This is a genomic window from Rufibacter aurantiacus, from assembly GCF_017916345.1.
Classification (GTDB): domain Bacteria; phylum Bacteroidota; class Bacteroidia; order Cytophagales; family Hymenobacteraceae; genus Nibribacter; species Nibribacter roseolus.
The window spans coordinates 282,119-304,756 of sequence record NZ_JAFMSV010000001.1 but is presented as its reverse complement, the minus strand read 5'-3'; the positions used below and the strand labels follow the sequence as shown (position 1 = coordinate 304,756).

At 53.3% G+C, this 22,638-nt stretch carries 13 protein-coding genes and 2 riboswitches; of the genes, 8 read left to right on the top strand and 5 right to left on the bottom strand.

Going from position 1 to position 22,638, the window contains the following annotated elements; all coding sequences use genetic code 11:
* Nucleotides 1-337 precede the first annotated feature (337 nt).
* Together J3P34_RS01180 and J3P34_RS01175 are read right to left on the bottom strand one after the other, a co-directional pair.
* The gene (locus J3P34_RS01180) at nucleotides 338-3,427 is read right to left on the bottom strand and encodes a PAS domain-containing sensor histidine kinase (protein ID WP_210486073.1); all 3,090 of its coding nucleotides are present in this window, start codon (nucleotides 3,425-3,427) and stop codon (nucleotides 338-340) included.
* Between the two features lie 47 nt (nucleotides 3,428-3,474).
* Nucleotides 3,475-6,456 carry a CheR family methyltransferase gene (locus tag J3P34_RS01175; RefSeq protein ID WP_210486072.1) on the bottom strand — a complete coding sequence of 994 codons (2,982 nt, stop codon included), beginning with the start codon at nucleotides 6,454-6,456 and terminating at the stop codon, nucleotides 3,475-3,477.
* A 312-nt stretch (nucleotides 6,457-6,768) separates the two neighbouring features.
* Between J3P34_RS01175 and J3P34_RS01170 the strand changes: the two genes are divergently transcribed.
* The 3 genes from J3P34_RS01170 (at nucleotide 6,769) to J3P34_RS01160 (ending at nucleotide 9,096) form a co-directional block, all read left to right on the top strand.
* Nucleotides 6,769-7,821 carry a chemotaxis protein CheB gene (locus tag J3P34_RS01170; protein WP_210486071.1) on the top strand — a complete coding sequence of 351 codons (1,053 nt, stop codon included), beginning with the start codon at nucleotides 6,769-6,771 and terminating at the stop codon, nucleotides 7,819-7,821.
* A 341-nt stretch (nucleotides 7,822-8,162) separates the two neighbouring features.
* A complete protein-coding gene (locus J3P34_RS01165; protein WP_210465882.1) occupies nucleotides 8,163-8,672 on the top strand; it encodes a GAF domain-containing protein in 510 nt (169 codons plus the stop codon).
* Nucleotides 8,673-8,697: 25 nt separating this feature from the next.
* Nucleotides 8,698-9,096 (top strand): hypothetical protein, encoded by a 399-nt coding sequence (locus J3P34_RS01160; RefSeq protein ID WP_210486070.1) that lies wholly within the window; start codon nucleotides 8,698-8,700, stop codon nucleotides 9,094-9,096.
* A 955-nt stretch (nucleotides 9,097-10,051) separates the two neighbouring features.
* Here J3P34_RS01160 and J3P34_RS01155 read toward each other — a convergent pair.
* Nucleotides 10,052-10,987 (bottom strand): isoaspartyl peptidase/L-asparaginase family protein, encoded by a 936-nt coding sequence (locus J3P34_RS01155; protein ID WP_210486069.1) that lies wholly within the window; start codon nucleotides 10,985-10,987, stop codon nucleotides 10,052-10,054.
* Between the two features lie 382 nt (nucleotides 10,988-11,369).
* On the opposite strand from J3P34_RS01155, the gene J3P34_RS01150 reads away from it, so the two are divergent.
* From J3P34_RS01150 to J3P34_RS01140, 3 genes are all read left to right on the top strand, one after another.
* Nucleotides 11,370-11,534 carry a hypothetical protein gene (locus tag J3P34_RS01150; RefSeq protein ID WP_210486068.1) on the top strand — a complete coding sequence of 55 codons (165 nt, stop codon included), beginning with the start codon at nucleotides 11,370-11,372 and terminating at the stop codon, nucleotides 11,532-11,534.
* Nucleotides 11,535-11,553: 19 nt separating this feature from the next.
* Nucleotides 11,554-11,895, top strand: coding sequence for an STAS domain-containing protein (locus J3P34_RS01145; protein ID WP_210486067.1), 342 nt, complete (start codon nucleotides 11,554-11,556; stop codon nucleotides 11,893-11,895).
* Between the two features lie 103 nt (nucleotides 11,896-11,998).
* The gene (locus tag J3P34_RS01140) at nucleotides 11,999-12,340 is read left to right on the top strand and encodes a hypothetical protein (RefSeq protein ID WP_210486066.1); all 342 of its coding nucleotides are present in this window, start codon (nucleotides 11,999-12,001) and stop codon (nucleotides 12,338-12,340) included.
* Between the two features lie 15 nt (nucleotides 12,341-12,355).
* Here the strand turns inward: J3P34_RS01140 and J3P34_RS01135 are convergent, their stop codons facing one another.
* Complete coding sequence (locus J3P34_RS01135; RefSeq protein WP_210486065.1) at nucleotides 12,356-12,838, bottom strand: phospholipase D-like domain-containing protein; 483 nt, start codon at nucleotides 12,836-12,838, stop codon at nucleotides 12,356-12,358.
* A 718-nt stretch (nucleotides 12,839-13,556) separates the two neighbouring features.
* Nucleotides 13,557-13,660, top strand: a riboswitch (SAM riboswitch).
* A gap of 476 nt (nucleotides 13,661-14,136) precedes the next feature.
* Between J3P34_RS01135 and J3P34_RS01130 the strand changes: the two genes are divergently transcribed.
* Both J3P34_RS01130 and J3P34_RS01125 read left to right on the top strand, forming a co-directional pair.
* The gene (locus tag J3P34_RS01130; RefSeq protein ID WP_210486064.1) at nucleotides 14,137-17,094 is read left to right on the top strand and encodes a SusC/RagA family TonB-linked outer membrane protein; all 2,958 of its coding nucleotides are present in this window, start codon (nucleotides 14,137-14,139) and stop codon (nucleotides 17,092-17,094) included.
* Between the two features lie 9 nt (nucleotides 17,095-17,103).
* On the top strand, nucleotides 17,104-18,483 hold the full coding sequence (locus tag J3P34_RS01125; RefSeq protein WP_210486063.1) for a RagB/SusD family nutrient uptake outer membrane protein: 1,380 nt from the start codon (nucleotides 17,104-17,106) through the stop codon (nucleotides 18,481-18,483).
* Between the two features lie 719 nt (nucleotides 18,484-19,202).
* Here the strand turns inward: J3P34_RS01125 and J3P34_RS01120 are convergent.
* The gene (locus tag J3P34_RS01120) at nucleotides 19,203-21,806 is read right to left on the bottom strand and encodes a M14 family metallopeptidase (RefSeq protein ID WP_210486062.1); all 2,604 of its coding nucleotides are present in this window, start codon (nucleotides 21,804-21,806) and stop codon (nucleotides 19,203-19,205) included.
* 384 nt (nucleotides 21,807-22,190) lie between these two features.
* A riboswitch (SAM riboswitch) is annotated at nucleotides 22,191-22,296 on the bottom strand.
* Nucleotides 22,297-22,638 lie beyond the last annotated feature (342 nt).

Genomic DNA, 22,638 nt, shown 5'->3' with positions numbered 1-22,638 from the left:
CAGACGTTGCCTGCCCTCAGAGGCAATTAGAAGAAAATAATACCTTCTTTAGGTGCCCCTTTTTCAGGGGTATGTTTTAATTCTTGCATTTTTTTGATCAGGAATAAAGCATATAAAGCATCGCTCCAAAACCAATGCCTTAAGATAATGCTGTTCTGTTTTTGCTATTGGTTTCAAGAGAATCAACAGAATAAAACAGTCAAGACTTTACCCTAAAAAGGCAGCGTTCTTGCGGGAGCGCTGCCTTTTTAGGGTAAAGTTCTGCAGAAGGTGAGGTGTGCAAGCGGCGGGGTTTTAAGGTTGTTTTATAAAAAACTGCCCTAAAATCCGTATGCCTTTAATGCGGAATATCAATGGTAATACAGGTGCCCTCGCCGGGCGAGGAGTCAATGACCATGGTGCCTTGCAGGAGTTTCACGCGGTTACGGATAGTGGTGAGGCCTATGCCTTTAGATACCGCTTTTTCTGGGTTGTTCTGGGGCATGCCTTTGCCGTTGTCCTGCACGCGCACGCGCACCGCCTTGCCTTTGTCCACCACCTGCACCAGGGCCTCAGAGGCCTCGGCGTGTTTCATGATGTTGTTGAGGAGTTCCTGCACAAACCGAAACAGGTGGGTTTCCAGGCCATAGTCGGTGGGGTGGTCAAAGCCAGTGATCACGCACTGTACGCAGAAAGAATTGGTGGAGAGGCGCGTGGCCAAGTCTTTGAGGGCAGACTTCAGCCCGAAGTCTACCAGTACCCGCGGGATGAGTTCATGGGCCAGGGTACGGGTTTCCTTGATGGCCTCTTCCAGGAAGCCGGCCACTTTCTTAAACGAAGTCTCTTGCTGGCCAGCCTCCTGCCTTTCAGACTCTATTTCCTCCAGGTTCAGTTTGGCGGCGTACAGCAGCTGGGCCAGGCTGTTGTGCAGGGCCTCGGCAATGCGCTTGCGCTCTTCGTTCTGGGTGGTGAGAATGGCGTCCATTACCACTTTCTGCTGATCTAGGCGGAACTGGGTTTCTTCTTTCTGCCGGCGTTTCTGGGTGGTGGTGTCGCGCACAATGCCCAAGATGCCGGTTACCTCGCGGTTAGCGTTGTAGAGCGGGGTAAGGGTAATCTCAAAAGACCGTTCCTCGGGTAGAAAAGGCAAATGGGTAAGAGTGGCTTGTTCGCCTTGCAGCACTTTGTCCAGTTTCTTCTGGAGCCTGGATTTGGCCCGCGCCGGAAAAATGGAACTCACCGGTTTGCCCAATACTTGTTTGCGGGTTAGGGAAGACATCTGCTCCATGGCGTGGTTCCAGGTAGAGATCATGAGATCCCGGTCAAGGGCAATAATGCCGTGCAGGTGCGTTTCCAGCAGGTTCTCAGAAAACTCTTTTTCAAGGGTAAGCTGGTTCTGTACTTCCTGCAGGTTGGTGATGTCAATGCCAAAGGCAATAGCTTTCTGGTGGTGTTTGTCCAGAAAGCCGTAATTCTGGAAATACACGTTTTTGCCCTGGTGCTCAAAGGCGGCGGTAAAGCTTTTGACTTCGCCCGTAAGAATATCCTCAATGTTGCCACGCAACTGGGGGAATACCCTGTAAATGCTTTTACCCAGCAGGGCATTGTCTTCTATGCCCACCCTACGCAGGCCGGTGCCTTTTATTTCTATATAGTTTCCCTCCAGGTTCAGCACGGCCAGCACCAGGGGCAGGTTCTGGAGCAACTGGTCCAGGAGCATGGTGCGGTAGCGGGCTTCCTCTTCGGCGTGTTTCTGGTCTGTTACGTCCAGGCAAAAACCAATGGCTTCTTCTGTGTGGGTGTCCTGGAAGAGGAACACCTGTTTGTACACCTTTTCTCCGGCCACTTCAAACTCCACCACCGTGGAAATCTTTTGCCCCTGCAGGGCCTGTTGTATCTGCAGGTGCAGTTCTGGGTGAACCGCCTCAAAGGTATTGCCTACCAGGCCGTTCTCAGCAAAGCCCAGGCCTCTGAGCCCAGACCCTTTTGATTCCAGCACGTGGCCATCTTTGTCAATGCGCCAGAGAGTGACGGGCAGGTTTTGCAGAATAGCCGTTACGGTTTCATTCAGTTGCCGCAACTCCTGTTCTTTCTGGTGGCGCTCCGTGATGTCCACGGCCACGCCCACTAGTTGCAAGGGTTTGCCCGAGGTGCCGCGTTTGAAGACCGTTTCCCGGAACATGATGTGGCGCCAGTCGCCGTCTTTGGCCTGGACCCGGACCTCATAGGTGAGGCATTCGCCTTTGGGCACTTCCTCAAACCGGGTGGCCCGGGTATGGATGAGGTGCGCATCATCTGGGTGGTAGAGGGTGTCCAGTAAATCGCGCGGGTGGGCGTTGATGTCTTCTTTGGTATAGCCCAGGTACGCCAGAAAATCACGGTTGTTGTAGATGTTACGGCCCAGGGTGAGGTCTTCCACGTACAGGAAATCGGGCATGGCCTCAGCGGTCTTTTTCACCAGTAGCTGGCTTTCCTGCAGCTTTTCATTGGCAATGCGCTGTTGGGTGACATCCTCAAAAGTGAGCACAAAACCATCATTTAGCTTCACGGCTACGCAGTTGAGCCACCGTTCTGGCCCGTTTTCTTTAAAATGGGCCGTAAACGTGGCTGTCCGCCCGTTTTCCACCACCTCAAGAAAAGTGATATAGTGGCCGTCTGTGAGCAGGGAGGGCAGCACCTCAGTAAGGCGGCGGCGGCGCAGTTGCGCCAGGGTGGAGTTCAGGAAAAGCTCGGCGGTACGGTTAAGCAGAAGCCACTCAAAGTCAAGGATATTGCCCTCGCTGTTGCGAATGGCTTTGAACACCTGGATGGCGTCAAGAGAGGAGTTGAGCACCGCAGAGATTATCTCTTCTTTCTGGGCAAGCTCCAGGTGGGCCGTTTTTCGCTCAGTAACGTCTAGAAAGGCAATTCGGCACTGGTCTGGGGCATTCTCGCGGCGCAAAAGCATGCCCTCCAGTTGGGCGTAGAAAACGGTTCCGTTGTTGGAGACCACCTGCAGCTCTACTGTTTGGATGGTGTCTGAGAAAAGCACTTTTTTGAAAAAGCCATAGAAGGCGTCCAGGCTGTCTGGGTGCACAAACTGACTGAAACGCCGGGCTACCAGAAGGTCGCGGGTGGCCGCCAGCAGTTGTATGCTCTTGGCATTTGCTTCTTCTATGACCCCGCTTTTGTCCAGGGTCACATACCCAAACGGCGACCGCTGGTAGAGGTCCTGGTACTTGGCGGTGGCTGCCTCCAGTTCCTGGGTGGTTATCTGAAGCTGGTGGTTCTGCATCTCCAGTTCTACCTGGTGAATCTGAAGTTCCTGGATGAGGCGTTGTATTTCATGCGGGGGCATGTTCTCCACGTCAGCGGCCGTTACGGGCCGCTGAAGTTTCTCAGCCTCACGCCTTAGCAGGGAAAAGTCATGGGGCTCGCCATTGAGGGAATCTTTCCGCTTGTTATTCATAAAAGATGCGTTCTGGGTCTGGTATGGAACACCAACTGGGCAATAAGCTATTTCTCAAAAACCTCAATGGCCAACAGAATCTTAAACGGTTTGTCTTCTGTCTGCTCTACCCGCCGGGTGTTAAGGATCATTCTACGGTACCCCACGGCCGGGAACTCATGCTCCAGCACCACATTCTGTAATTCAGTGCCCTGGTTGAGCAACTTGTTCATGCGCTCGCGCAGCTCGGGAATGTCCCACTGGCCGTTGCCCAGGTGGTAGAGCCACTGGCCTTTGAGCTGCTCCGGAATAAGCTGGAAAGCCTGGGCGAAGGCGTTGCTGGCGCTCTCTACCCGCAGTTGCCCATCCAGTACCACCAGCGGCTGCTGGATAAGGTCTATGATGTTGGCGGCGTACAGGGTGGTGGCCGCCACGCTGGCTTCCAGTTGTTTGTAACTGGTGATGTTGGTGAACGTGACCACCGCGCCGTCAATGAAATTGTCTGCCGTGCGGTAAGGGAGCACCCGCATGGAGTACCAATGCTGGTGGTCAAGGGTCTGCAGGTGCACCTCTTTGCTCTGGAGCCGGTCAAGCACCTCGCGCACATCGTCATCAATGTGCTGGTACTTGAGGTTGGAGGCAATGTGCGTGATGGGGCGGCCCACATCTGACCTGATCAGCTTGAAAATATGGGTGACCTGCGGGGTGAAGTTCCTGATGCGGAGTTCGTTGTCCAGGAAGATAGTGGCAATCTCGGTGCTATCCAACAGGTTCTTCATGTCATTGTTGGAATTGGTGAGCTCCTCGGTCTTGGTCTGGTACTGGAGGTTGATGGTCATGAGCTCCTCGTTCAAAGACTGCATCTCCTCTTTGTTCGTCATGAACTCCTCATTGGTGCTCTGCAGCTCCTCGTTGGCGCTCTGCAGCTCCTCATTGGTGGACTTGAGCTCCTCCAGCGAGGAATTCATCTCCTCCAGGGTGGTCTGCAGGCGCTGTTTGGTGTACACCAGCTCCTTCTCTAGTTCTGCAATGCGGGCATCTTTGCCCGATGCCTCTTCAGAGCTTTCTTTGCGGCTTCTGCGTGATTTGGGCTTGGGCATGTCTTCCAGCACCACCATGATCAGGCCCCGCAACTGGTCTGGTTCCTCCAGGGGCGTGACCGTGAGTTTTATGTGCTGCACGCCGTGGTCGGTTTTTATCTGGATGTTCTCTGCCCGGGCCGTTTCCTTGAGCATGGAGGCCCGGTTTACCAGGTTGTTCAGCTCAAAGGTGAGGCCTTCGCGGGCCATGTCAAAGATGTTAAGCGTGGCCTGGCCCTGGGCAGGCTCCAGGTATTTGCCCGTGCGCCCGTGAATGTAGAAGATGTCACCAGCCGAGTTTACAATGAGGGTAGGAGGGGCAAAATGGTTCAGCATGAGGCGCTGAACCACCTGGCCCAGACCCGTTTCTCTCTTCACGGCTGCTTGCGGTTCTGTTTGCGATTTCACGGTTTCTATAGTTTTATAGGTAAAGGGAAACTCCACCAGGCGCGCCAGGGGAATGGACGCTTCGTCACGGCGGGAGATTTTCCATTTAGTATCCAGGGCGGTAAACATATCCGGGAAGCCGGAGAGGGTCTCTGAGGAACCCAAAAACAGCAACCCGCCGGGGTTAAGCGAGTAATGGAAAATTGAGATCAGCTTTTTCTGCAGCTCTGAGGAAAGATAGATGAGGATGTTGCGGCAGGTGAGCAGGTCCAGTTTGGTGAAGGGCGCATCACGGTTAATGTCATGCACGGCAAACACCACTGTTTCACGCAGCTCTTTCTTAACAATGTAGTTATTGTCTGATTTGATAAAATAGCGCCTTAAACGCTCCGGCGATACATCTGCCGAGATGCTCTCCAGGTAGGTGGCTGCCCGGGCGCGGGCAATAGCCTCAGGGTCAATGTCAGTGGCAAAGATCTGCACCTTGAGGTTCAGGTTCAGTTTCTCCATGGTTTCCTGCAGCATAATGGCTATGGAGTAGGCTTCTTCGCCGGTAGAGCAGGCCGCCACCCACACGCGTACATAGTCTCCTTCCTGCTTTTTCCGGAGCAGGTCTGGCAGGTATCTTTCCTGCAGAATGGCAAAGGCCTCAGAATCCCTGAAAAACTTGGTCACGCCAATGAGCAGTTCTTTGAAAAGCTGCTCTACCTCGTGCGGGTTTTCCTGCAGAAACTGCACGTACTCAGAGAACAGCACCATCTGGTGGCTGTTCATGCGGCGTTCAATGCGCCGGAAAATGGTGTTGCGTTTGTAGAGCGAGAAGTCATGGCCCGTTTTGTTGCGGATGAGCGTGAAGATCTTCTGCAGCATGATGGTAGACTTGTGGGCCTCTACCATGTTCTTGGTTTTGATGGAGGGCATATTGGCGTATGACACCAGTTTCCTGGGCATTTCCTCCACCGGCAGTACGTAGTCTACAAACTCGGTCTTGATGGCGTTGCGGGGCATGGCGTCAAAGCGGGCGGTGTTGGGGTCCTGCACCATGACCATCCCAAAGTTCTCCATGATCATCTTCACGCCCAGCGTACCGTCTGACCCCATTCCCGAAAGGATGGCCCCGATGGCGTGCTCCCGGCGGTTCTGGGCCAGGCTCTGGAAAAAGAAGTCTATGGGCATGCGCTGGCCGTTGGGTAGCTCTGGGTCATGCAACCTGAAAGTCCCTCTTTCCAGGGAGGTCTCTTTGTTGGGCGGTACCACGTACACGTGCTCGGGCTCTACCGGCATGCCGTCTTCTATCTGCAGCACCGGCAGAGAGGTATAGCGCTTGATAATATCGGTCATCATGCCTTTCTGGGTGGGATCCAGGTGGGGGATCACCACAAAGGCCATGTTGGTGCCGCGGGGCAAATGCTGGAAGAAAATCTCAAACCCTTCTAAAGACCCCGCTGAGCCTCCCAGGCCCACCACCTGGAACTCCGGGGCAGGGTTGGCAGGCTTCACCACGCCCTTCCGTGCCTTGGGGCTGGAGGGCTCTGGCTTGGGGGGAGTGGGAGCGGTAGGGTTCTCAGTTTCTGTGTTGTCCATAAATTTGTGTACGTAAAAAGGGAGACCTGCTTTTCTGCAGGTGGGCGATTTATTTCCAGAACCAGTTCATGTAGAATTTCCCAGGCGCCCGCCAGCCAAGGTGTTGCTGGCCTTCAATATAACCCTCCAAGGTACTATTTATACCGCACAAACAAGCCTGGTGGCCTTCCATGCCCTAAAGAAACCGCATTAATGCGTAGGTGCTGGGTAGGTACTTGCCGCGGGCAAAGCGCGGTTTACACATAAGAATCAGAAATCTGGCTTTTTTCAGGCTGCGTGCGTACTTACTATTGAACAAGACAACCCCAACCTATGACTCTTCCGCGCCATGACATCATTGTGATTGGTACTTCCGCCGGGGGCATGAACGCGCTTTGCGCCTTGCTGGAGCAATTGCCCTCAGGCCTGCCGGCTTCTGTTTTCATTGTGCAGCACCTGTCCAGAAACTCCAATGCCGAGGTGCTGGTGAACCGCCTTAACAAGACCTCAGGGTTGGAGTGTTTTGTGGCCCAGAATGAGCAGGTCATTGAAACCGGCAAAGTGTACTTTGTGCCCCAGGACAACCACATGCTGCTGCAGAAGGGTAGGATCCTCGTCACCAAAGGCCCGCGGGAAAACCTGTTCCGGCCTGCCATTGACCCTTTGTTCCGGTCTGCCGCCGCCGCCTACGGCCCCCGGGTTATTGGCATTGTGCTCACGGGCATGCTGCAAGACGGTACCGTGGGCATGGAAATGATCAAGCGCAGCGGTGGTATTACCATGGTGCAGAAGCCCGAAGACGCCGAGTACCCAGACATGCCCCAAAGCGTCTTGAACGAGATAGAGGTAGACTACGTGGTGCCGGTCTCGGCCATGGGCGAACTGCTGCAGGAGCTGGTGTTTGTGCCCGCCTCCTCCTCGGCCGAGGTGCCGGAGGATATCACCTATGAAGCCTCCATTGCCGAGCGCCTGATGGTAGATACCGGGGAGATTGAGGATACAGAACTCATGGGCCCCCGCTCTCCGTACTCCTGCCCCACGTGCGGGGGAGCACTCTGGGAGGTGAACCAGGGCCACGTGAAGCATTTCCGGTGCCACGCTGGCCACGCCTTTACCCCAGAAGCCTTTCTCAACGCCAACGTGGAGTCTATTGAAGAAACCCTCTGGATTGCCCTGCGCATGCTGGAGGAACGCCGCACCCTGCTCAACGCCATGGCCGAGCAGGACCGCCGCAAAGGTCACAGCCATTGGGCCGAGACCCAGCAAGAGCGCGCCCAGGAGCTTAAAGAACATATTGCCCGCATCCGGCACCTGCTCATGGCCAACGCCAATGCCAAAAACCGCTTTGAGTCTGAGGAGGATTCTGATGAAAAGGAAGCCAGTTGATACCTCCTTTCGGATTTCGGCTTGTTTTCCGGAAAACAGGCTTAAAGCAGAATTACTCTTTCTGCTGTACTCCCCTGATGTTTATTATGGCACGGCTTGGCCTTGCCTGAGCGGGCTAGTTTCATGAAAGTAAAGCGCCGCCCGGGCAGTAGCCTTGAGTATACCCCGGTCTGCGCCTTTGATGGAATGATTCCCCCTAGCTTTGATGTTGTTTTCATGCCCGGGGAACCCTGAACCATACCTTCTTTTGTCCTGAAAATTGGTAACATTAGAAAAAAAGCAAAGGTATACCTCATGAACAGGGCAACACAAAAAGCTTTTCATCCCCTTTTGAATTTAGAATGGAGAATACCTTCGGGATACCTATCATCCCCGACAATGAAGACGAGCGGTTGGCCAAGTTGCGCAGCTTTAATATCCTGGACACCCACCGCGAAGAGGGGCCTTTCAAACACATCGCGAGCATGGCCGCGCGCATGTTCAACGTGCCCATTGCGTTGGTGAACCTGGTGGAAGATGAGTACGTGCACACCAAAGGCAATGAAGGCCTGGACGTAACTGAGCCAGTACCCCGGGGTACCAGCCTCTGCTCATTGGCGGTGCTCAGGCAAGAAGCCACTGTGTTTGAGAACGCGCTGCAGGAGCCCTGCCTGTTGGCCAACCCTATGGTGACGGGTGGCATGGGGCTGCGGTTCTACGCGGCTGCCCCGCTCACTACCAGCGATGGGTACAACATAGGGGCACTCTGCATTGTGGACACAGAGCCCCGGGAGTTTTCTGAAGCAGAGCGGAAGGTACTGGAGAACCTGGCCTCTGTGGTCATGGATAACATTGAGCGCGGTACCACCTAAAAGCATTCACCATACCAACGCAGCTATGCACGGAAAACAACTGGCCCAAGAATCATATATCACCATCCGGTATGACCTGATCAACGACACCCTCTCCGCTGACTGGAAAGGGGAGCAGACCCAGGAAACCGTGCGGGATGGCTGCGAGAAGATTCTCCGGTTCATGACCGTGTACCGTTGCGCTAAACTGCTCAATGACAACACCCACGTGACAGGCATGTGGTCAGACTCAGCGGAGTGGGTAGCCCTTGACTGGGTACCCCGCATGGAAAAGGCCGGATGCCGCTTTCTGGCCCACGTTTACTCGCCTGACATCTACGCCAGGTTGTCTGTAGAAAAGACCATAGATTTCGGTATAAAAGGCATCCTGGTCACCACTTTCAATGGAAGGACCGCCGCCGAGGAATGGCTCTGTGCTGTGTAGCTTTTTGTAGGGCAGGTGCAAAATCCAGGATGGTGCGCCTTTCAAATTTCTAACAACTGTCAATTACCTCAAGGGGCTTCAAGCCCCTTTTCCTTTTTACCGCAAGTCTCTATTCAGCCCCTAAACACCTGCCGCTTCTTGTTAGCTAAGCTGGATTGCTAGTTTATACCTGGTTTCTGAAGAATACCGTATTTACTCCAATAAAAGTACGTATTATTACAACCTGCTTGTGAAATACTCGTTAACAGGTAGAATAATCAGAAAGGAGAAGGTATGAGAGTGGAAGAGAAGATTCTGAAAACCGTATTTAGTTTAGTCAAAGGAGATCCGTCGCCGGTGCACTTGCCGGTTTCCCCCGTAACAATGAGCCAGGCCACTGATTTGCCCCTGGAGCAAGTAAAGGCCTGCTGTAAAGCCCTGGAAAGCCACGGATACCTCATTAGCACCCAGGGTCTTGCCGAGCCGGTATATTACATCACCAAAACGGGCGTTAACGAAGCGCTTAACCCTACAATGCCCTTGTATATTTATTCTTCGTCAAACCCCCAATCCAGAAACAGAGTGTAACGCTCCTGTCACCATCCTAAAAACAAAACCAAACTCCCGTTTAGGGCCTGTTTCTCTGAAAACAAGCCCTAAATGGGAGTTCGTATTTTCTGCCGGTTTGAGTTACCATGGCAGCCAGGGCAAAGGTTGTATGGCTCGCCTCTTTTTAAGGTTGATTTTATTCTTTGTTACCAGGTTTAAGTAGGTTCAAGCTCTGGCTCACCTGTTTCAGTTGTGTAATGGGGCACCTGAACCTTACCTTCAAATTCACCTTGATCAACACCAACAGGCTCCTACGCAGTCAATAGCAAGAGCAACTCCCGAAAACCAAAATCCTCTCCCGGGAGGGGTAGGTATCTCCGTTTGAGTTTTGGCCGCCGAGATGTGAAAACAGCCTTATTTTAAAAGCTTATTCTTGTTCCCACTCCCCGGTGTCATCTTTCCAGATGGCCAGGTAGGTTGGGTCATGGTTCTTTTTGCAGGCCCTGAACATGAGGGCGGTCTCAAAGCTGAACTCCACGTTGCCCTGCGGGTCCAGTGCGATGAAGTTGCGGTCCCCCTCAATGCGGTCTTTGTACACAGTCATGGCTTCCTGTGCGGCTTCCTTCAAAGGCAGCTTTTTATATTTCATAAGGGCGTACAGTTCATGGGCCACGTTGGCGCGCATGATGCCCTCGCCATCGCCGGTGCAGGAAACGGCTACCACCTCGTTGTTGGCGTAGGTGCCGGAACCAATGATGGGAGAGTCACCCACCCGGCCGGGGTACTGGTTTTCCAGGCCTCCGGTAGAAGTGGCCGCGGCCAGGTTGCCGTCCATGTCTAGGGCCACAGCGCCTACGGTGTCTTTCAGGAGCTCATCCTTCTCTTTCTTCTTCGCCTTCCTCAGAGACTTTATCTTTTCCTCGGTTTTGAAGTAGTCATCGCCTTTCATTTCCAGTTCCTGTTCCATGGCAAAGTTCTCGGCCCCAATACTGGTGAGCAGAACGTGCGGGGAACGCTGCATAATGGTTTTGGCCAGGGTGATAGGGTGTTTCACGTGCTTGACCCCAGACACGGCGCCCGCCTTCATGTTTTTGCCGTCCATGATGGCGGCATCAAACTCAATGCTTTCGTCTTTGGCCAGGCTTCCGCCACGGCCGGCATTAAAAAGTTGGTTATTTTCCATGCTTTTCACGGCGGCTTCTACGGCATCAATGGCGCTGCCTCCCTGCTCCAGAATATGCCAGCCGGCCATCAGGGCGTTTTCCAGGCCCTGTTGATAGGCGGCCTCTTTGGCCTCGCCCAATTCTTCGCGGCTTTGGTTCTCGGCTCCTCCATGAATAGCAATGACGAAGTTTTTCTTCATAACGGTAGTGTCTTTTAGTTGTATGGCACGTGCCGGGTTCTGTACCGGTGTTTGAGTGTACGGCCTGCAAGGGGCGCAGTTGGTCCGTTAAATACTGAAATGGAGTAGGGAATTTACTGATGAGCCGTTTTTGGCTCTGTTTTCCAGATTTTGGAGCAAAATAGAGTTGAGAGGTATAAACCGTCCTTAATAAAGTCAAAGTCTGCGGCCGGTAGGGTGGTATTTTATAAAATTCCGTGTTTTCTCTGGCTATTTGCCGTGTTTGTTCCGGCACTTTCCAGGGGGCGTAGCGCGTATGCATAGTATCCAAGGGGAGTTTTAAATATAAATTTTACCTGTTCTGTTTAGGCCTCTCCAATCTCTACCCTGCAATAGAAAACCTATGACCTTTCATCCCAAATACAGGAAAACCTGGCTCAAGTCACCAGATAATGGGAAGAAATGGCTGCGCCGAAAAGAGGGTGGTGCCCCAGCCGGAAGCCATTCCCTTGCCAGGCCGCAGGATGAAAACCTTACCCAAATGCCTTTTACATCAACCGAAGAGTAATCAAATGAGACGGAAAGCCATGCAGAGGATCATCACAGAAAAGATAGGCGAAAAAGTAATTATTGTGCTGCAGCAAGACCTTGATGCGTCTGACCAGCGTCTGCTACGCCGGCTGCAGGGTACGCGCCAGGGCGGACAGGTCAATATCTGGGTAGACTGCGCCAGCCTGAAATGCATTAAATCGCTGGGATTCTGTCACTTTGTGAACCAATTGCTTTTGTTAAAGGTCTATGAGGTAAATATTACCCTGCTGAATCTTAGCCGACAGCAGCGGCAAATTTTGCAACTCCTGCGGGTGGAACCATTTTTCAGCGTAGTGCCGGATTTTGAGGAAGCCTACCATTTGGTACAGGCTTCTTAGAAAGGTCAGGCTGTTTAATCTATCCGGCAGAAGGGTTGGGCTACACAGAAAAGTTTGAGGTCTTGTAAGGGCTTCAAGAAAAGCACGAGGAGGTAGAAACAGCATGAGGCTGGAAGAATTCAAAGACATGAAGGAGGGGCTGGCCTATTTAAACCAGCAAGGATATTCTCACAACTTTCAATACAGCCCACAGGGATGGCTTTGCGCGGAGACCCAGGAGGTTTTCGCCCCGGAAGAAGTACAGGTAGATGCCTACCATCGGTTTCAGCAATTCAGAGGCGCCCATAGCGTGGCGGTCCTGTACGCGGTACAGACAAAGAATGGTCTCAAAGGCTTCATCATTGACAACTGCTCTACCTATGACAATGCCCAGTTTGGCGAGTTTTTGGTACGCATGAAGCTCAACCAAATCCAACCAGGCAGTCCTAAACCCACCGATCAGTAACCTGGCCCTATCCGTTTACCGGAAGCGCTCCATTTCTTTCCACAGCTGGTTGAATTCACCTGAATAACCTGCCACCACGTGGGCGTCTGAAGTGACCAGAACATTCTCATGGTTGTACAGGGCAGCGCTTCTGGTCCAGTTATAGGAGCCGGTGAGCACCTGCGTGTGGTCCATGATGGCAAACTTGTGGTGCATGTGATTAGGGGTGTTGTCTATCTTAACAGCGATCCCCGCCTGCGCTAACTGCCTGATGTCTGAGCCCTTGTCAAAAAGCTTCTCATTATCCGTGAGCAGTTGAATGTCTACCCCTTTCCGGTATGCTGCCAGAATTGCGTTGGTGATACGGTCATCTGAGATGGTGAACACGCAAATCTTAAGCGATGCCGTAGCCGCCCCGATAAACTCCAGAATGGCCATCAGACAATCCTCGCCCGGACTGAAGTAGGCGGCGTTTTTTACTTTAGGGGCACTCTTGAACAACGAAAGGACAGATTTCACAGAGGAAAGATTAAGGGTTCTGGCGCGTAAGATACAAACTAACCAGATACAGGGTTGCTAAACCCAGCCTAAACTCTAGGCTACACCCGCTTTTTACCTGTTTTCCAAAAAGTAGCCCTGAAAAAGAAAACCCAGAGAAATGCTCCTGTAAAGGCAACTTGACCTTCCTGGTTACCTTCCTCCAATCTAATGGCATTGTTCTGTAGGCATAGTACTCTAAAAAAAGAACACATATTCCGTCCCCTTCGAAGGGGGTAGGGGGATGACAACACATGCTGATCACCCGTATTCACGACTGTAGGGGCAATCCTTTGTGGGTGTCCTTGCGCCGCCCACCGCAGATTTGGTTGTTGGTGATAACACCAACAACGGCTAACACACTACTAGCGGTCGCTTTCCAAATACTCACTTTTTAGATACGATGCCTGGATGTCCCCCTTCAAAGGGGGACTATATGCGTGCTACTTTTAGAGTGGAGGTGGTTAACAGCCAGAGACTTATTGTTTTCAGAATTCTCTTCTACAGTGAACCTTCTAGTGGGTATTTGATTCAAAAAAATGTATTTGAATTATAAGTAGGAGAAGGGCTTATTTTTTTCTGCTTTGTTGGATTATTTGTATTTGGTTGGAGTGCTAAGGAAAACTTGGAAAAATTATTTTCTGCAAAAAGGTTGTTTTTGTAAAAGTTGTGCCCTTACCTTTAGGGCATCTTTATTGGAGATTTATAAAGAAGAGGCGAGAGAGCAGGCTCCAGGACCCTCTAGCAACCTTCGGCCCCGCCGAAAAGGTGCTAACACCTGCCCATTTTTGGGAACTATAAATTAATGACCATGCACTTACAGCGTTTGAACACCCGCCTTACTACTAACAGCCATCCTGCGTCCCGGCAGATCCTGCTTATGCAGGCTTGTTGTTGCTGTTAGAACTGGCATCACCTCCATCTTTCCTGGCGTAGCCTTGTTCACCCTGCGGTGACGCGCGCTTTTGTCTTCTTTTTTTCAAACTTAGTTCATTATGGACCATTCTTTACCCTTCTCTTCCCCGGAGAACTATGTTCCCTCCGGAACATCCTTCCACACTTATCCCGCTGTCCCAGCCATGGGTGCCATGCCCACCTTCGCCCGAATGTGCTGTTGTTGATACAGGATTCGAGGCGCTAACATCCTCCTTTCGCTTCTTTAAAAGAATCACCGGTGTCGTCCTGAGGCCGGGTAAGAATCATCTTGTCTTTATTATTTTATAAAAATGAAAACGTATACAAGTAGTACTCTAAAAAGTCTAGTAAGTCTAGGGGTATTATTGGCAATATTGCTGACCCATGCTGCTTTTGCCCAGGCCCAATCGGTGACAGGGCAGGTGACCGGTACCAAAGGCAACGAAGCCCTGGCAGGCGTAAGCGTGGTGCTGAAAGGCACTACCAGCGGCACCTTCACCAACGCCGAGGGGCGTTATTCCATTCCGGCAACATCTGGCCAGACGCTGGTGTTTTCCAGTATCGGGTACACGTCTGTGGAAGCGGTGGTGAACGGAGCCACCGTGAACGTGACCTTGAAAGAAGACACCAAAAGCCTGGACGAGATTGTGGTAGTGGGCTACGGGACGCAGTCGCAGCGGGCAGTTTCCAGCTCGGTGAGTACCGTGAACGTGGAAGACCTGCGGGGTTTGCCGGTTACTTCTCCCGACCAACTCATCCAAGGAAAAGCGGCCGGGGTGCAGATTTCCTCGGCCAGCGGCGCGCCGGGTGGCGGTATCAGCGTGAGTGTGCGCGGGGCCACTTCCATCAATGCCAGCAACTCGCCTTTATATGTGATTGACGGCGTGTTCATCAACAATCAGTCACTGAGCAACCTTGGTTTAGGTGGACAGACTTTCAATCCGCTGGCGGACCTGAACCCCACAGATATTGAGAGCATTCAGGTACTGAAAGACGCCAACGCCACGGCCATTTACGGGTCCAGGGGAGCGAACGGGGTGGTGCTCATCACCACGAAGCGCGGCAAACTGAATGCGGGTTCCAAAATCAGTTTTCAGACGTACTTCGGTTGGGCCAAGGCGCCTAAGCTTTATGAAACAGTGAACGCGCAGCAGGAGGCCGAACTCATCAATGAGGCTTTCCTGAACGATGGCGGCGCTTTCGCTGCCCGGCCGTTCCGCCCGAAAGCTGAAGGAGGCCGCGGCTTACCGGAGGAGCAGACCACCTATTCCCGCATCCCGGATGTGTTCCAGACCGCCAAAACCCAGAGCTATGATTTGTCAGCCTCGGGTGGGTCAGACAAAAGCAGGTACTTTATTGGGGGCAGTTATTTCTTACAGGAAGGGATTGTGAAACCTGCCCAGTTTGAGCGTTTCAGCGGACGGTTCAACTTTGACCATAACCTGAGCGAGAAACTGACGGTGGGCATCAGTGCCTCGGGCGCGTACAGCCACCGTAACGTGAGCCGCAACGACAACAGTGCGCAGGGGGTGATTAACTCCTCCCTGTACGTGCAGACGTTCTTGCCCGTGTTCAACGAGGATGGCAGCTATGCCCGCCACAGCATCTTTGACAACCACCTGGCCTTGATTGAGAACCTGAACATCCAGGGCCACAGCAACCGCCTCATCGGGAACCTGTACGCCGAGTACGAGATTCTGCCGGGCTTGTCGTTCAAATCAAGCTGGAGCCTGGACTACAACAGCTACATAGACAAAGTCTACAACAACACCCAGATCAGCGTGGGCCTTCCGGCCGGAAACGGCAGCAACACGCAGTCCAGCCTGGTGACCCTAATCAACGAGCAGGTCTTGACCTATAACAAAGCTTTGGGCGATGACCACCGTTTGAACCTGGTTTTGGGAAATACCCTCCAAAGCACCAAGTACAACTTCCTGACGCTCTCGGGCCAGAAGTTCCCGAGCGATAATTTCCAGGAAATCGCTTCATCTTCCATCCAGACGGGGAGCACTTCTTCGAGCCAGAACGGGTTGGTGTCTTTCTTCGGAAGGGCGAGTTACACGTTTAGAGACAAGTACAGCCTGGACGGTAGCCTGCGCGCCGATGGTTCCTCTAAGTTTGCGGCGGGTAACAAGTGGGGCTACTTCCCGTCGGTAGGAGCGTCCTGGATTGTCTCAGAGGAGGCGTTCGCGAAAAACCTGCCGTTTGACCAAATCAAGCTACGCGCCAACATCGGGTTGTCCGGTAACCAGAACGGCATCAATGACTTCCCTTCACAGAGCCTGTGGAGAGCCGGCAGAAACTACCAGAACAACCCGGGCATCAGCCCCAGCCAGTTGGGCAACCCCGATCTGACCTGGGAAACCACCCGTCAGTGGAACGTGGGTCTGGACCTGGCTTTCCTGCAGAACCGCATCAAAGTGGAGGCCAACTACTACAGCAAATACACCAAAGACCTGCTCATCCAGGTGCCGGTGCCTTCCAAACTGGGCTATTCCAGCGTGTATGAGAACCTGGGCGAGGTGAGCAACAAAGGAGTGGAGCTGAGCATTTCCTCGGTGAACATCCAGAAAGATGATTTCCAGTGGTCCACTGATTTCAATATTGCCCGGAACAAGAACCGTATTGAGAAACTGCCTACGCCTATCACCGCCCACTCCCGCGACTGGGTGCGAATGGAGCAAGGCAACTCGCTCTTCGCTTTCTGGGTGTATGACCAACTGTATGTAGACCCGCAGACCGGCGATGCCGTGTACGATGACGTGGACAAGAACGGCACCATCACCACCGCCGACCGCAAGATCATGGGCAACGGCGCACCGGATTTCTTCGGGAGTCTGAACAACACCGTGCGCTTCAAGCGGTTCGATTTAGGGGCGTTATTGTATTTCCAGTCCGGAAACGACATCATCAACCTGAACCGCTTTTTTATGGAGCACGGCGGTACCCAGAGCGGCATCACCTTCTTCCCGAACCAGCTGAACAGGTGGCAGAAACCCGGCGACATCACCGATGTGCCCCGCCTGACCAAAAGAGGCAACAACTACACCCTGCCCAGCAGCCGTTACCTGGAAGACGGTTCTTTCCTGCGCCTTCGCTCCATCACCCTGGGCTACAACGTGCCTACCGAGCTAGTGAACCGCTTCAAAATCTCCAATCTGCGCCTATATGCGCTGGCCACTAACCTCTGGACGCTTACCAATTACAGCGGCCTTGACCCTGAGGTGAATGTAGCCGCGAACAACCAGAACGTGCTAGGTATTGACCACGCAGTGGTGCCGCAGCCCAGAAGTTTCCAGATAGGTGCTAATGTTACTTTCTAAAAAACAGCCATGAAAACCATACTCACTTCCTATAAAACCTTCGTTTTAGCCGCCGCCGTCCTGTTCTCCAGTTGCGATTTGCTGGAGCCGGACCCGGCCACCGAGGTCCTGTCTTCCACGGCCCTGGTAGATGCCCGCGGCGCGCAGGCTGCCCTGCTGGGAACCTACAGCGAACTGCAGAGCAACAGCTACTACGGCCTGGACTATCCGGCTTTGTCGTACCTGTCCTCCGACGAGGCAGAGTCAATCGGGTCTTTTGACTTTTACCGGCAGTTTGACCGCAACGGCATCCAGTCTGAGAACAGCTCCATCCTGAGTACCTGGCGGCAGATTTACCGCGTGATCAACCTGGCTAACAACCTTATCGCGAAAGTACCCGCCATCCAGGATCCCGCCTTAACTGAGAAGCTCCGGAATAGCACCCTGGCCGAGGCCCATTTCCTACGCGGCCTTGCCTACTTTGACATCGCCCGGGCCTGGGGCGGCGCCCAGATTGTCCTGACGCCCACGGAGTCTAAACTGGACGGGCAAGGCATCGGCCGCTCCACCAAAGCTGAAACCTATGCCCAGGTGCTGGCAGACCTGAACCAGGCCGAACAGCTTTTCACCGAGGTGGAGAACGGTGCGGTAGGTTCTTCTTATACCACGCCCGCCCGCGCTTCTTTGCTGGCTGTGTGGGCCCTGAAAGCCCGCTTCTACCTCTACCAGGAAAACTGGACCGAGGCCGAGAACTTCGCCACCAAGGTGATTGACGCGAAAAAAGCCCAGCTAGTGTTTCCGTACGAGCAAACGATCCAGGGCCTGCTCACCCCCGAAAGCATCCTGGAACTGGCCTACACCACCGCCAACGGCAACAGCCACGCCTCCTACTGGCTGCCCAGCTCCAGCGGCGGGCGCCTGGAATGGATTCCTGGTCAAGCCATCACCAGCGAGTTGCGCAACCCAGCGGTGGGCGGCGCCCGCAGCATCCTCATCGGGACCTCCGGCACCATTGTCTATGGCAAAAAGTACTTCCGCAACGGCACCAGCGATGACCCAGCGTTCCTCCTGAGAATCTCTGAGCAATACCTCATCCGCGCCGAGGCCCGCGTGAAGAAAGCCGCCCCTGACTTGGTAGGCGCCCTAGCCGATGTGAACGCTATCCGGGAAAGAGCCCGGGTAGAGAAACTGACCTTGCAAGATGCTCCTGGTCTGTTGCTGGCCATTGAACAGGAACGCAAACTTGAACTCGCCTTTGAAGGCCACCGCTGGTTTGACCTCATCCGCACCGGCCGCCCCCAAGCCGTCCTCGGTATCACAGACCCCAACAAGTTCCTGTACCCCATCCCCAACGCTGATATCGTCGCAGACCCAGACCTGGGACCGGAAGACCAGAACCCTGGGTATTAATTAAACTTTCTTCTTTGTTGTTGAAAAGGAGTACCGCAGAAGCGGTGCTCCTTTTCTTTTTGTCTGCTGTTTTGGGGTTGGTTTTAGGAAAATGGGCTTGAAATGGGGAGAGGTTTTGGAGAGGTCGTTACTTTATTTAATTGTCTGGTTTGAGGCTAGCGCCTCACTGAAGTTTCAAACTTCAGGTCATGGTAGGTCCAAGTTGAAAACTTGAACCATGTGAAGGGATATAGAAATAGATAATAAAGTTAGCAAGCATTCCGTCCCCCTTTGAAGGGGGTAGGGGGATGACTGCTCTTGCTGATTATGTCATACCTGAACTGTAGGGGCAATCCCTTGTGGTTGCCCTATTGAGGAGTGGTATTTTAACCTAGAAGCCGTCGAGCTGTAGCAAGAGCAGTTGGCTCAAGAAGGGCCTTGTCATCCCCCTACCCCCTTCAAAGGGGGACGAAATGCGTGAAAAGGAATGAAGGATATTGTGCAATCTTTCGTTCACATAACAGCAACTAAGAAAGCGGCTACCTTTTGGTAGCCGCTTTCATTTAACTTTAGGAGTACAAAACAATCCATCCCTCTTCTGTCATCCTAGAAGGATCTTTTGGGCAAGCTAGAAAGGCGTTAAGAACACTATTACCGCTCGCCACCAAGATCCTTGCAGGATGATAAGGTGAGAGGTTATACATAGATTCAAACCTTATTCTACTTAGTGTCAGAGTCAATTATTCTTCCTCTGCCGCGGCAGGCACCCCACCAACAGTTTTAATGATGTTGCCGAAGAAAAGAGCGTTGAAGAACAGGCGGTTGGTGCCGTACCAGCTGCCCCGGAAATTGGGGTTATCAGCGAAGAGGACTACGGTGCCCTGGCCTTGGTTCTGCGCCAGCAGCGAAGCGGAGTTGGCGATTTTCTTCAGGTTGGCTTTGGATACGTAGCCACTTTGCAGCGGATTGGCGGTGTACTGTGCCACGGTCTCATACGAGCTTTTGCTGGGGGCCAGGAACACACTGCTGTTGCGGTACACGCTCAGTTTGCGGGAGGTGTAGCCGAAGGCCAGCGGGTGGGTGATGTCCAGGTCCACCTGGTAGATAGAGCCACCCACTGATTTGGCGCCTTCCAGTTCGCGGGCGTTGATGTAATCCTGGCGCACGGTTTTAGCGGCGGTATCAGCGGGAGAGATAAGGCGAGCATTCGCGATGCCCTGTTTGATGGCCCACTCAGAGGCGGTTTTGAAGGTGATCAGGGTACCGCCCTCAGTTACCCACCGCTTCAGTTTGTCCACCGTGTTTTTGTCCAGGCTGTTGTAAGAGCCGCTCACCAGCACGATGGTGTTGTAACGAGCCAAAGACAGGCGCGGGAAAGAACTCAATTCGGCTTTGGTGATGGGCATTTTTAACTGAGAATCCAGCAGGAACCACACTTCTCCGGCCTCCGGACCCTGTACGCCAGTGCCGACCAGCATCAGGGCCTCGGGTTTCCGGATGGTCTGGATGTTGCTACTGCCAAGGTCAATGCCTTTGGCGCTGAATCCGCTGTTCACTGAGGCAATTTTGATTTTGCGATCGGCGACTACTTTCTGTATGGCTTTGTACAGCGAGTCAGACGAGATTTTCTGGGAGGCAACCGGAATGGTGATGGCTCCGGGTAGGTAGTCTTTGGCACCCGCCGTAGTATTGGCCGTGAAAGGTTTCAGGGCCGTTTGGGCCGTCACTCCCAGGGATTGCAGCTGGTACAAGGCGCCGGCGGTGTTGTAATCCGTCCAGTCCAGGAGGTAGGCGTAGTTGCTTTTAGGCGGGGCTGCGGCGGTAAGGGCGGGCAAGGACGTCAATTTGTTTCCGCGGTTCACCGGTTTGGTGGCGCCCACGTGCGGCAGGCCATAGGCCAGGGCCAGGGTCCAGGTGGAGGCATCGTAGAACACACTGTCGGGTAGATTGGTGTTTTTGGCGAAGATGGATTCCACCAGGCGGTACTGCGGTTGTTCGGTGGGCACTACAAAGGTTTTTCCTTTCTCGAATGCGGTGCCGTTGATGGTCTGGTTGCCGGGTAGTTCATACACCTCAATCTTGTGGGCCAGCAACAGCTCGGTGAAATTGCGCAGGCGGGTGGCATCGTACTTCTCGCCGTACACATAGGCTTTCACCGGATTTTGGCGGCCATCGGCGAGGCCGGATTTGTAGAATTCGCGCTGGTGTTTCAGGAAAGTCTCGCGGTTCTCAACGGCGCCTTTGACCGTGGCCAAGCCGGTGCTCAGGTGGTTTCGTATCCCGAAGGCGAAGGTCAGTACGCCGGTGGAGTTCTCCTGGCGGTTGCCGCGGGAGCTGGCCTGCTCAGTGGTGATGCCCACGCCGCCCTGGAAATCGGGGTAGGTGGAGCCGTAGCCGGGGTAGATGTTGTCGTACTGTTCTTTGGTGAAGTACAGCGACCCAATCTCATCCAGCGCCGCGGCGTGGTATTTGGCGATGATGACGTTCAGGTTGTCATAGGTGCTGCGGGGCACCAGGTAGTTCTCGGAGCCGTAGGGTTTGCTGGGCTCAAAGTAGTAGGTGGAGTTGGTGCCCATCTCGTGGAAGTCAATGACCACATTGGGGAGCCACTCATGGTAGAATTTCAGGCGGTTTCTGCTTTCCACGTGCGCAATGGGCAGCCAGTCGCGGTTCAGGTCAAACCAGTAGTGGTTGCCGCGGCCGCCGGGCCACACCTCGTGGTGCTCCCAATCGGCAGGGTCCGCTACGGAAGGGTCGCTTTGGTGCACATTGATCCAGTTCGCGTGCCGGTCGCGGCCATCGGGGTTGTGGGCGGGATCGAGTAAGATCACTGCTTCTTTCAGAGCTCGTTGGGTTTCCGGGTCCTGGTTGGCGGTGTAGTAGTAGGCCGTGAGGAGGGAGGCTTCCAGGCTGGAGGCCTCGTTGCCGTGCACGCTGTAGCCCAGGTTCACGAACACGGGTGCGTTGGCAAGGTTGGGCAAGGGCTTGGAGACATCGGCTAACTGCAGGTGCTCCTTCCGGATGTCCTCCAGGCGGGCGTGGTTTTCAGGAGAGGTAATGATAGCCACCACCTGCGGCCGCAGTTCATAGGTAAACCCGATGGTCTGCACTTTCACTTTGTCTGAGAGCCGGTCCAGCTCTTTGAGGTACGCCACCGATTGCTCATAGCGGCTGTGGCGCTCGCCTATGCCGTAGCCCAGGAACTGCTCGGGCGTAGGAATAGCGGCGTCAAAATTCTTCGTCTTGGGAAAGTAATAGCTGCTTTGCGCCAGGGCCGGGACAAGGGTCAGGGTCCAGGCGGCCAGGACCAGAAGCGCCCTGTAAGTAGGTAGAAATGGTTTCATGGTGTTTTAAGGGTGATTTTCTAAAAATGGTTAAAAGCGTAGCGGAGAAAAGACGTTTCCGCAACAGCAAAGGGAGAGGAAGCGATAGAGCGCCGCCAGGGTAGAGGAGAGGCAGGTGTGCAAAGAGGTGCCCCAGGCAAAAGCCGGTTTCTTTACCCTTGCCTGCGCAAGTGCAGTGTACATAAAGAGTGAAACTGAAAAAAGAAGTTAGAAAACAGAGAAGTCCTGCATCAGCGCAGAACGATAAAATTCCGGGAGCCCGGAATATCTAAGAAAGCTAACAGCAGCAACAAGAATGCATACAGGCAGTGGAAAAGCCTGAAGCTGTAGATAACGAAAGATGGTTTGCGTTGGAAAGGTTGCGGCTGCTGAGCATGGTCTGAAAACTTATATTTCCCATTTGGCTGGGCAGGAGTTAGCACCTTTTTAACTTGGTTAACGGTTGCTAGAGGTTCTCAGAGCCTGCTCTCTCCCCTCTTCGGTATAATTTCAAGGCTAAGGTAGAAAGCAAGGGCTTATATAGCAAAAGAAATATAGGTTATTTACAGCCAGGGACACGAGGGCAGTAGATCTGGCAGCTATCACCGGTGTTTGGCTTTAGATGTAGAGAGCATTTTTGGGGCTTTTATTACAAAATAGCCCTTAATCGGATTTAGTAACTCCGATGGCTTACTGCACAAGAGTCAAGAAGGCTTTCATTTTTTCTGGACGGATAGTTGTCTCAGGCGCCGGGAGGTACTTTGGAAAACTCATTTAGAAGCTTTTTAAACGAGTTTTGAGCTGAATGCCGTGCCTGCATAATTCTGATTTGGTGTTCTGAGAAGTGGGTATC

What these genes read in the sequence shown, in the direction of transcription:
- J3P34_RS01175 (WP_210486072.1), bottom strand. Translation starts at nt 6,456, where the DNA reads ATGGACAACACAGAAACTGAGAACCCTACCGCTCCCACTCCCCCCAAG.
- J3P34_RS01140 (WP_210486066.1), top strand. Translation starts at nt 11,999, where the DNA reads ATGAGGCTGGAAGAATTCAAAGACATGAAGGAGGGGCTGGCCTATTTA.
- J3P34_RS01150 (WP_210486068.1), top strand. Translation starts at nt 11,370, where the DNA reads ATGACCTTTCATCCCAAATACAGGAAAACCTGGCTCAAGTCACCAGAT.
- J3P34_RS01120 (WP_210486062.1), bottom strand. Translation starts at nt 21,806, where the DNA reads ATGAAACCATTTCTACCTACTTACAGGGCGCTTCTGGTCCTGGCCGCC.
- J3P34_RS01160 (WP_210486070.1), top strand. Translation starts at nt 8,698, where the DNA reads ATGCACGGAAAACAACTGGCCCAAGAATCATATATCACCATCCGGTAT.
- J3P34_RS01180 (WP_210486073.1), bottom strand. Translation starts at nt 3,427, where the DNA reads ATGAATAACAAGCGGAAAGATTCCCTCAATGGCGAGCCCCATGACTTT.
- J3P34_RS01145 (WP_210486067.1), top strand. Translation starts at nt 11,554, where the DNA reads ATGCAGAGGATCATCACAGAAAAGATAGGCGAAAAAGTAATTATTGTG.
- J3P34_RS01170 (WP_210486071.1), top strand. Translation starts at nt 6,769, where the DNA reads ATGACTCTTCCGCGCCATGACATCATTGTGATTGGTACTTCCGCCGGG.
- J3P34_RS01125 (WP_210486063.1), top strand. Translation starts at nt 17,104, where the DNA reads ATGAAAACCATACTCACTTCCTATAAAACCTTCGTTTTAGCCGCCGCC.
- J3P34_RS01165 (WP_210465882.1), top strand. Translation starts at nt 8,163, where the DNA reads ATGGAGAATACCTTCGGGATACCTATCATCCCCGACAATGAAGACGAG.
- J3P34_RS01155 (WP_210486069.1), bottom strand. Translation starts at nt 10,987, where the DNA reads ATGAAGAAAAACTTCGTCATTGCTATTCATGGAGGAGCCGAGAACCAA.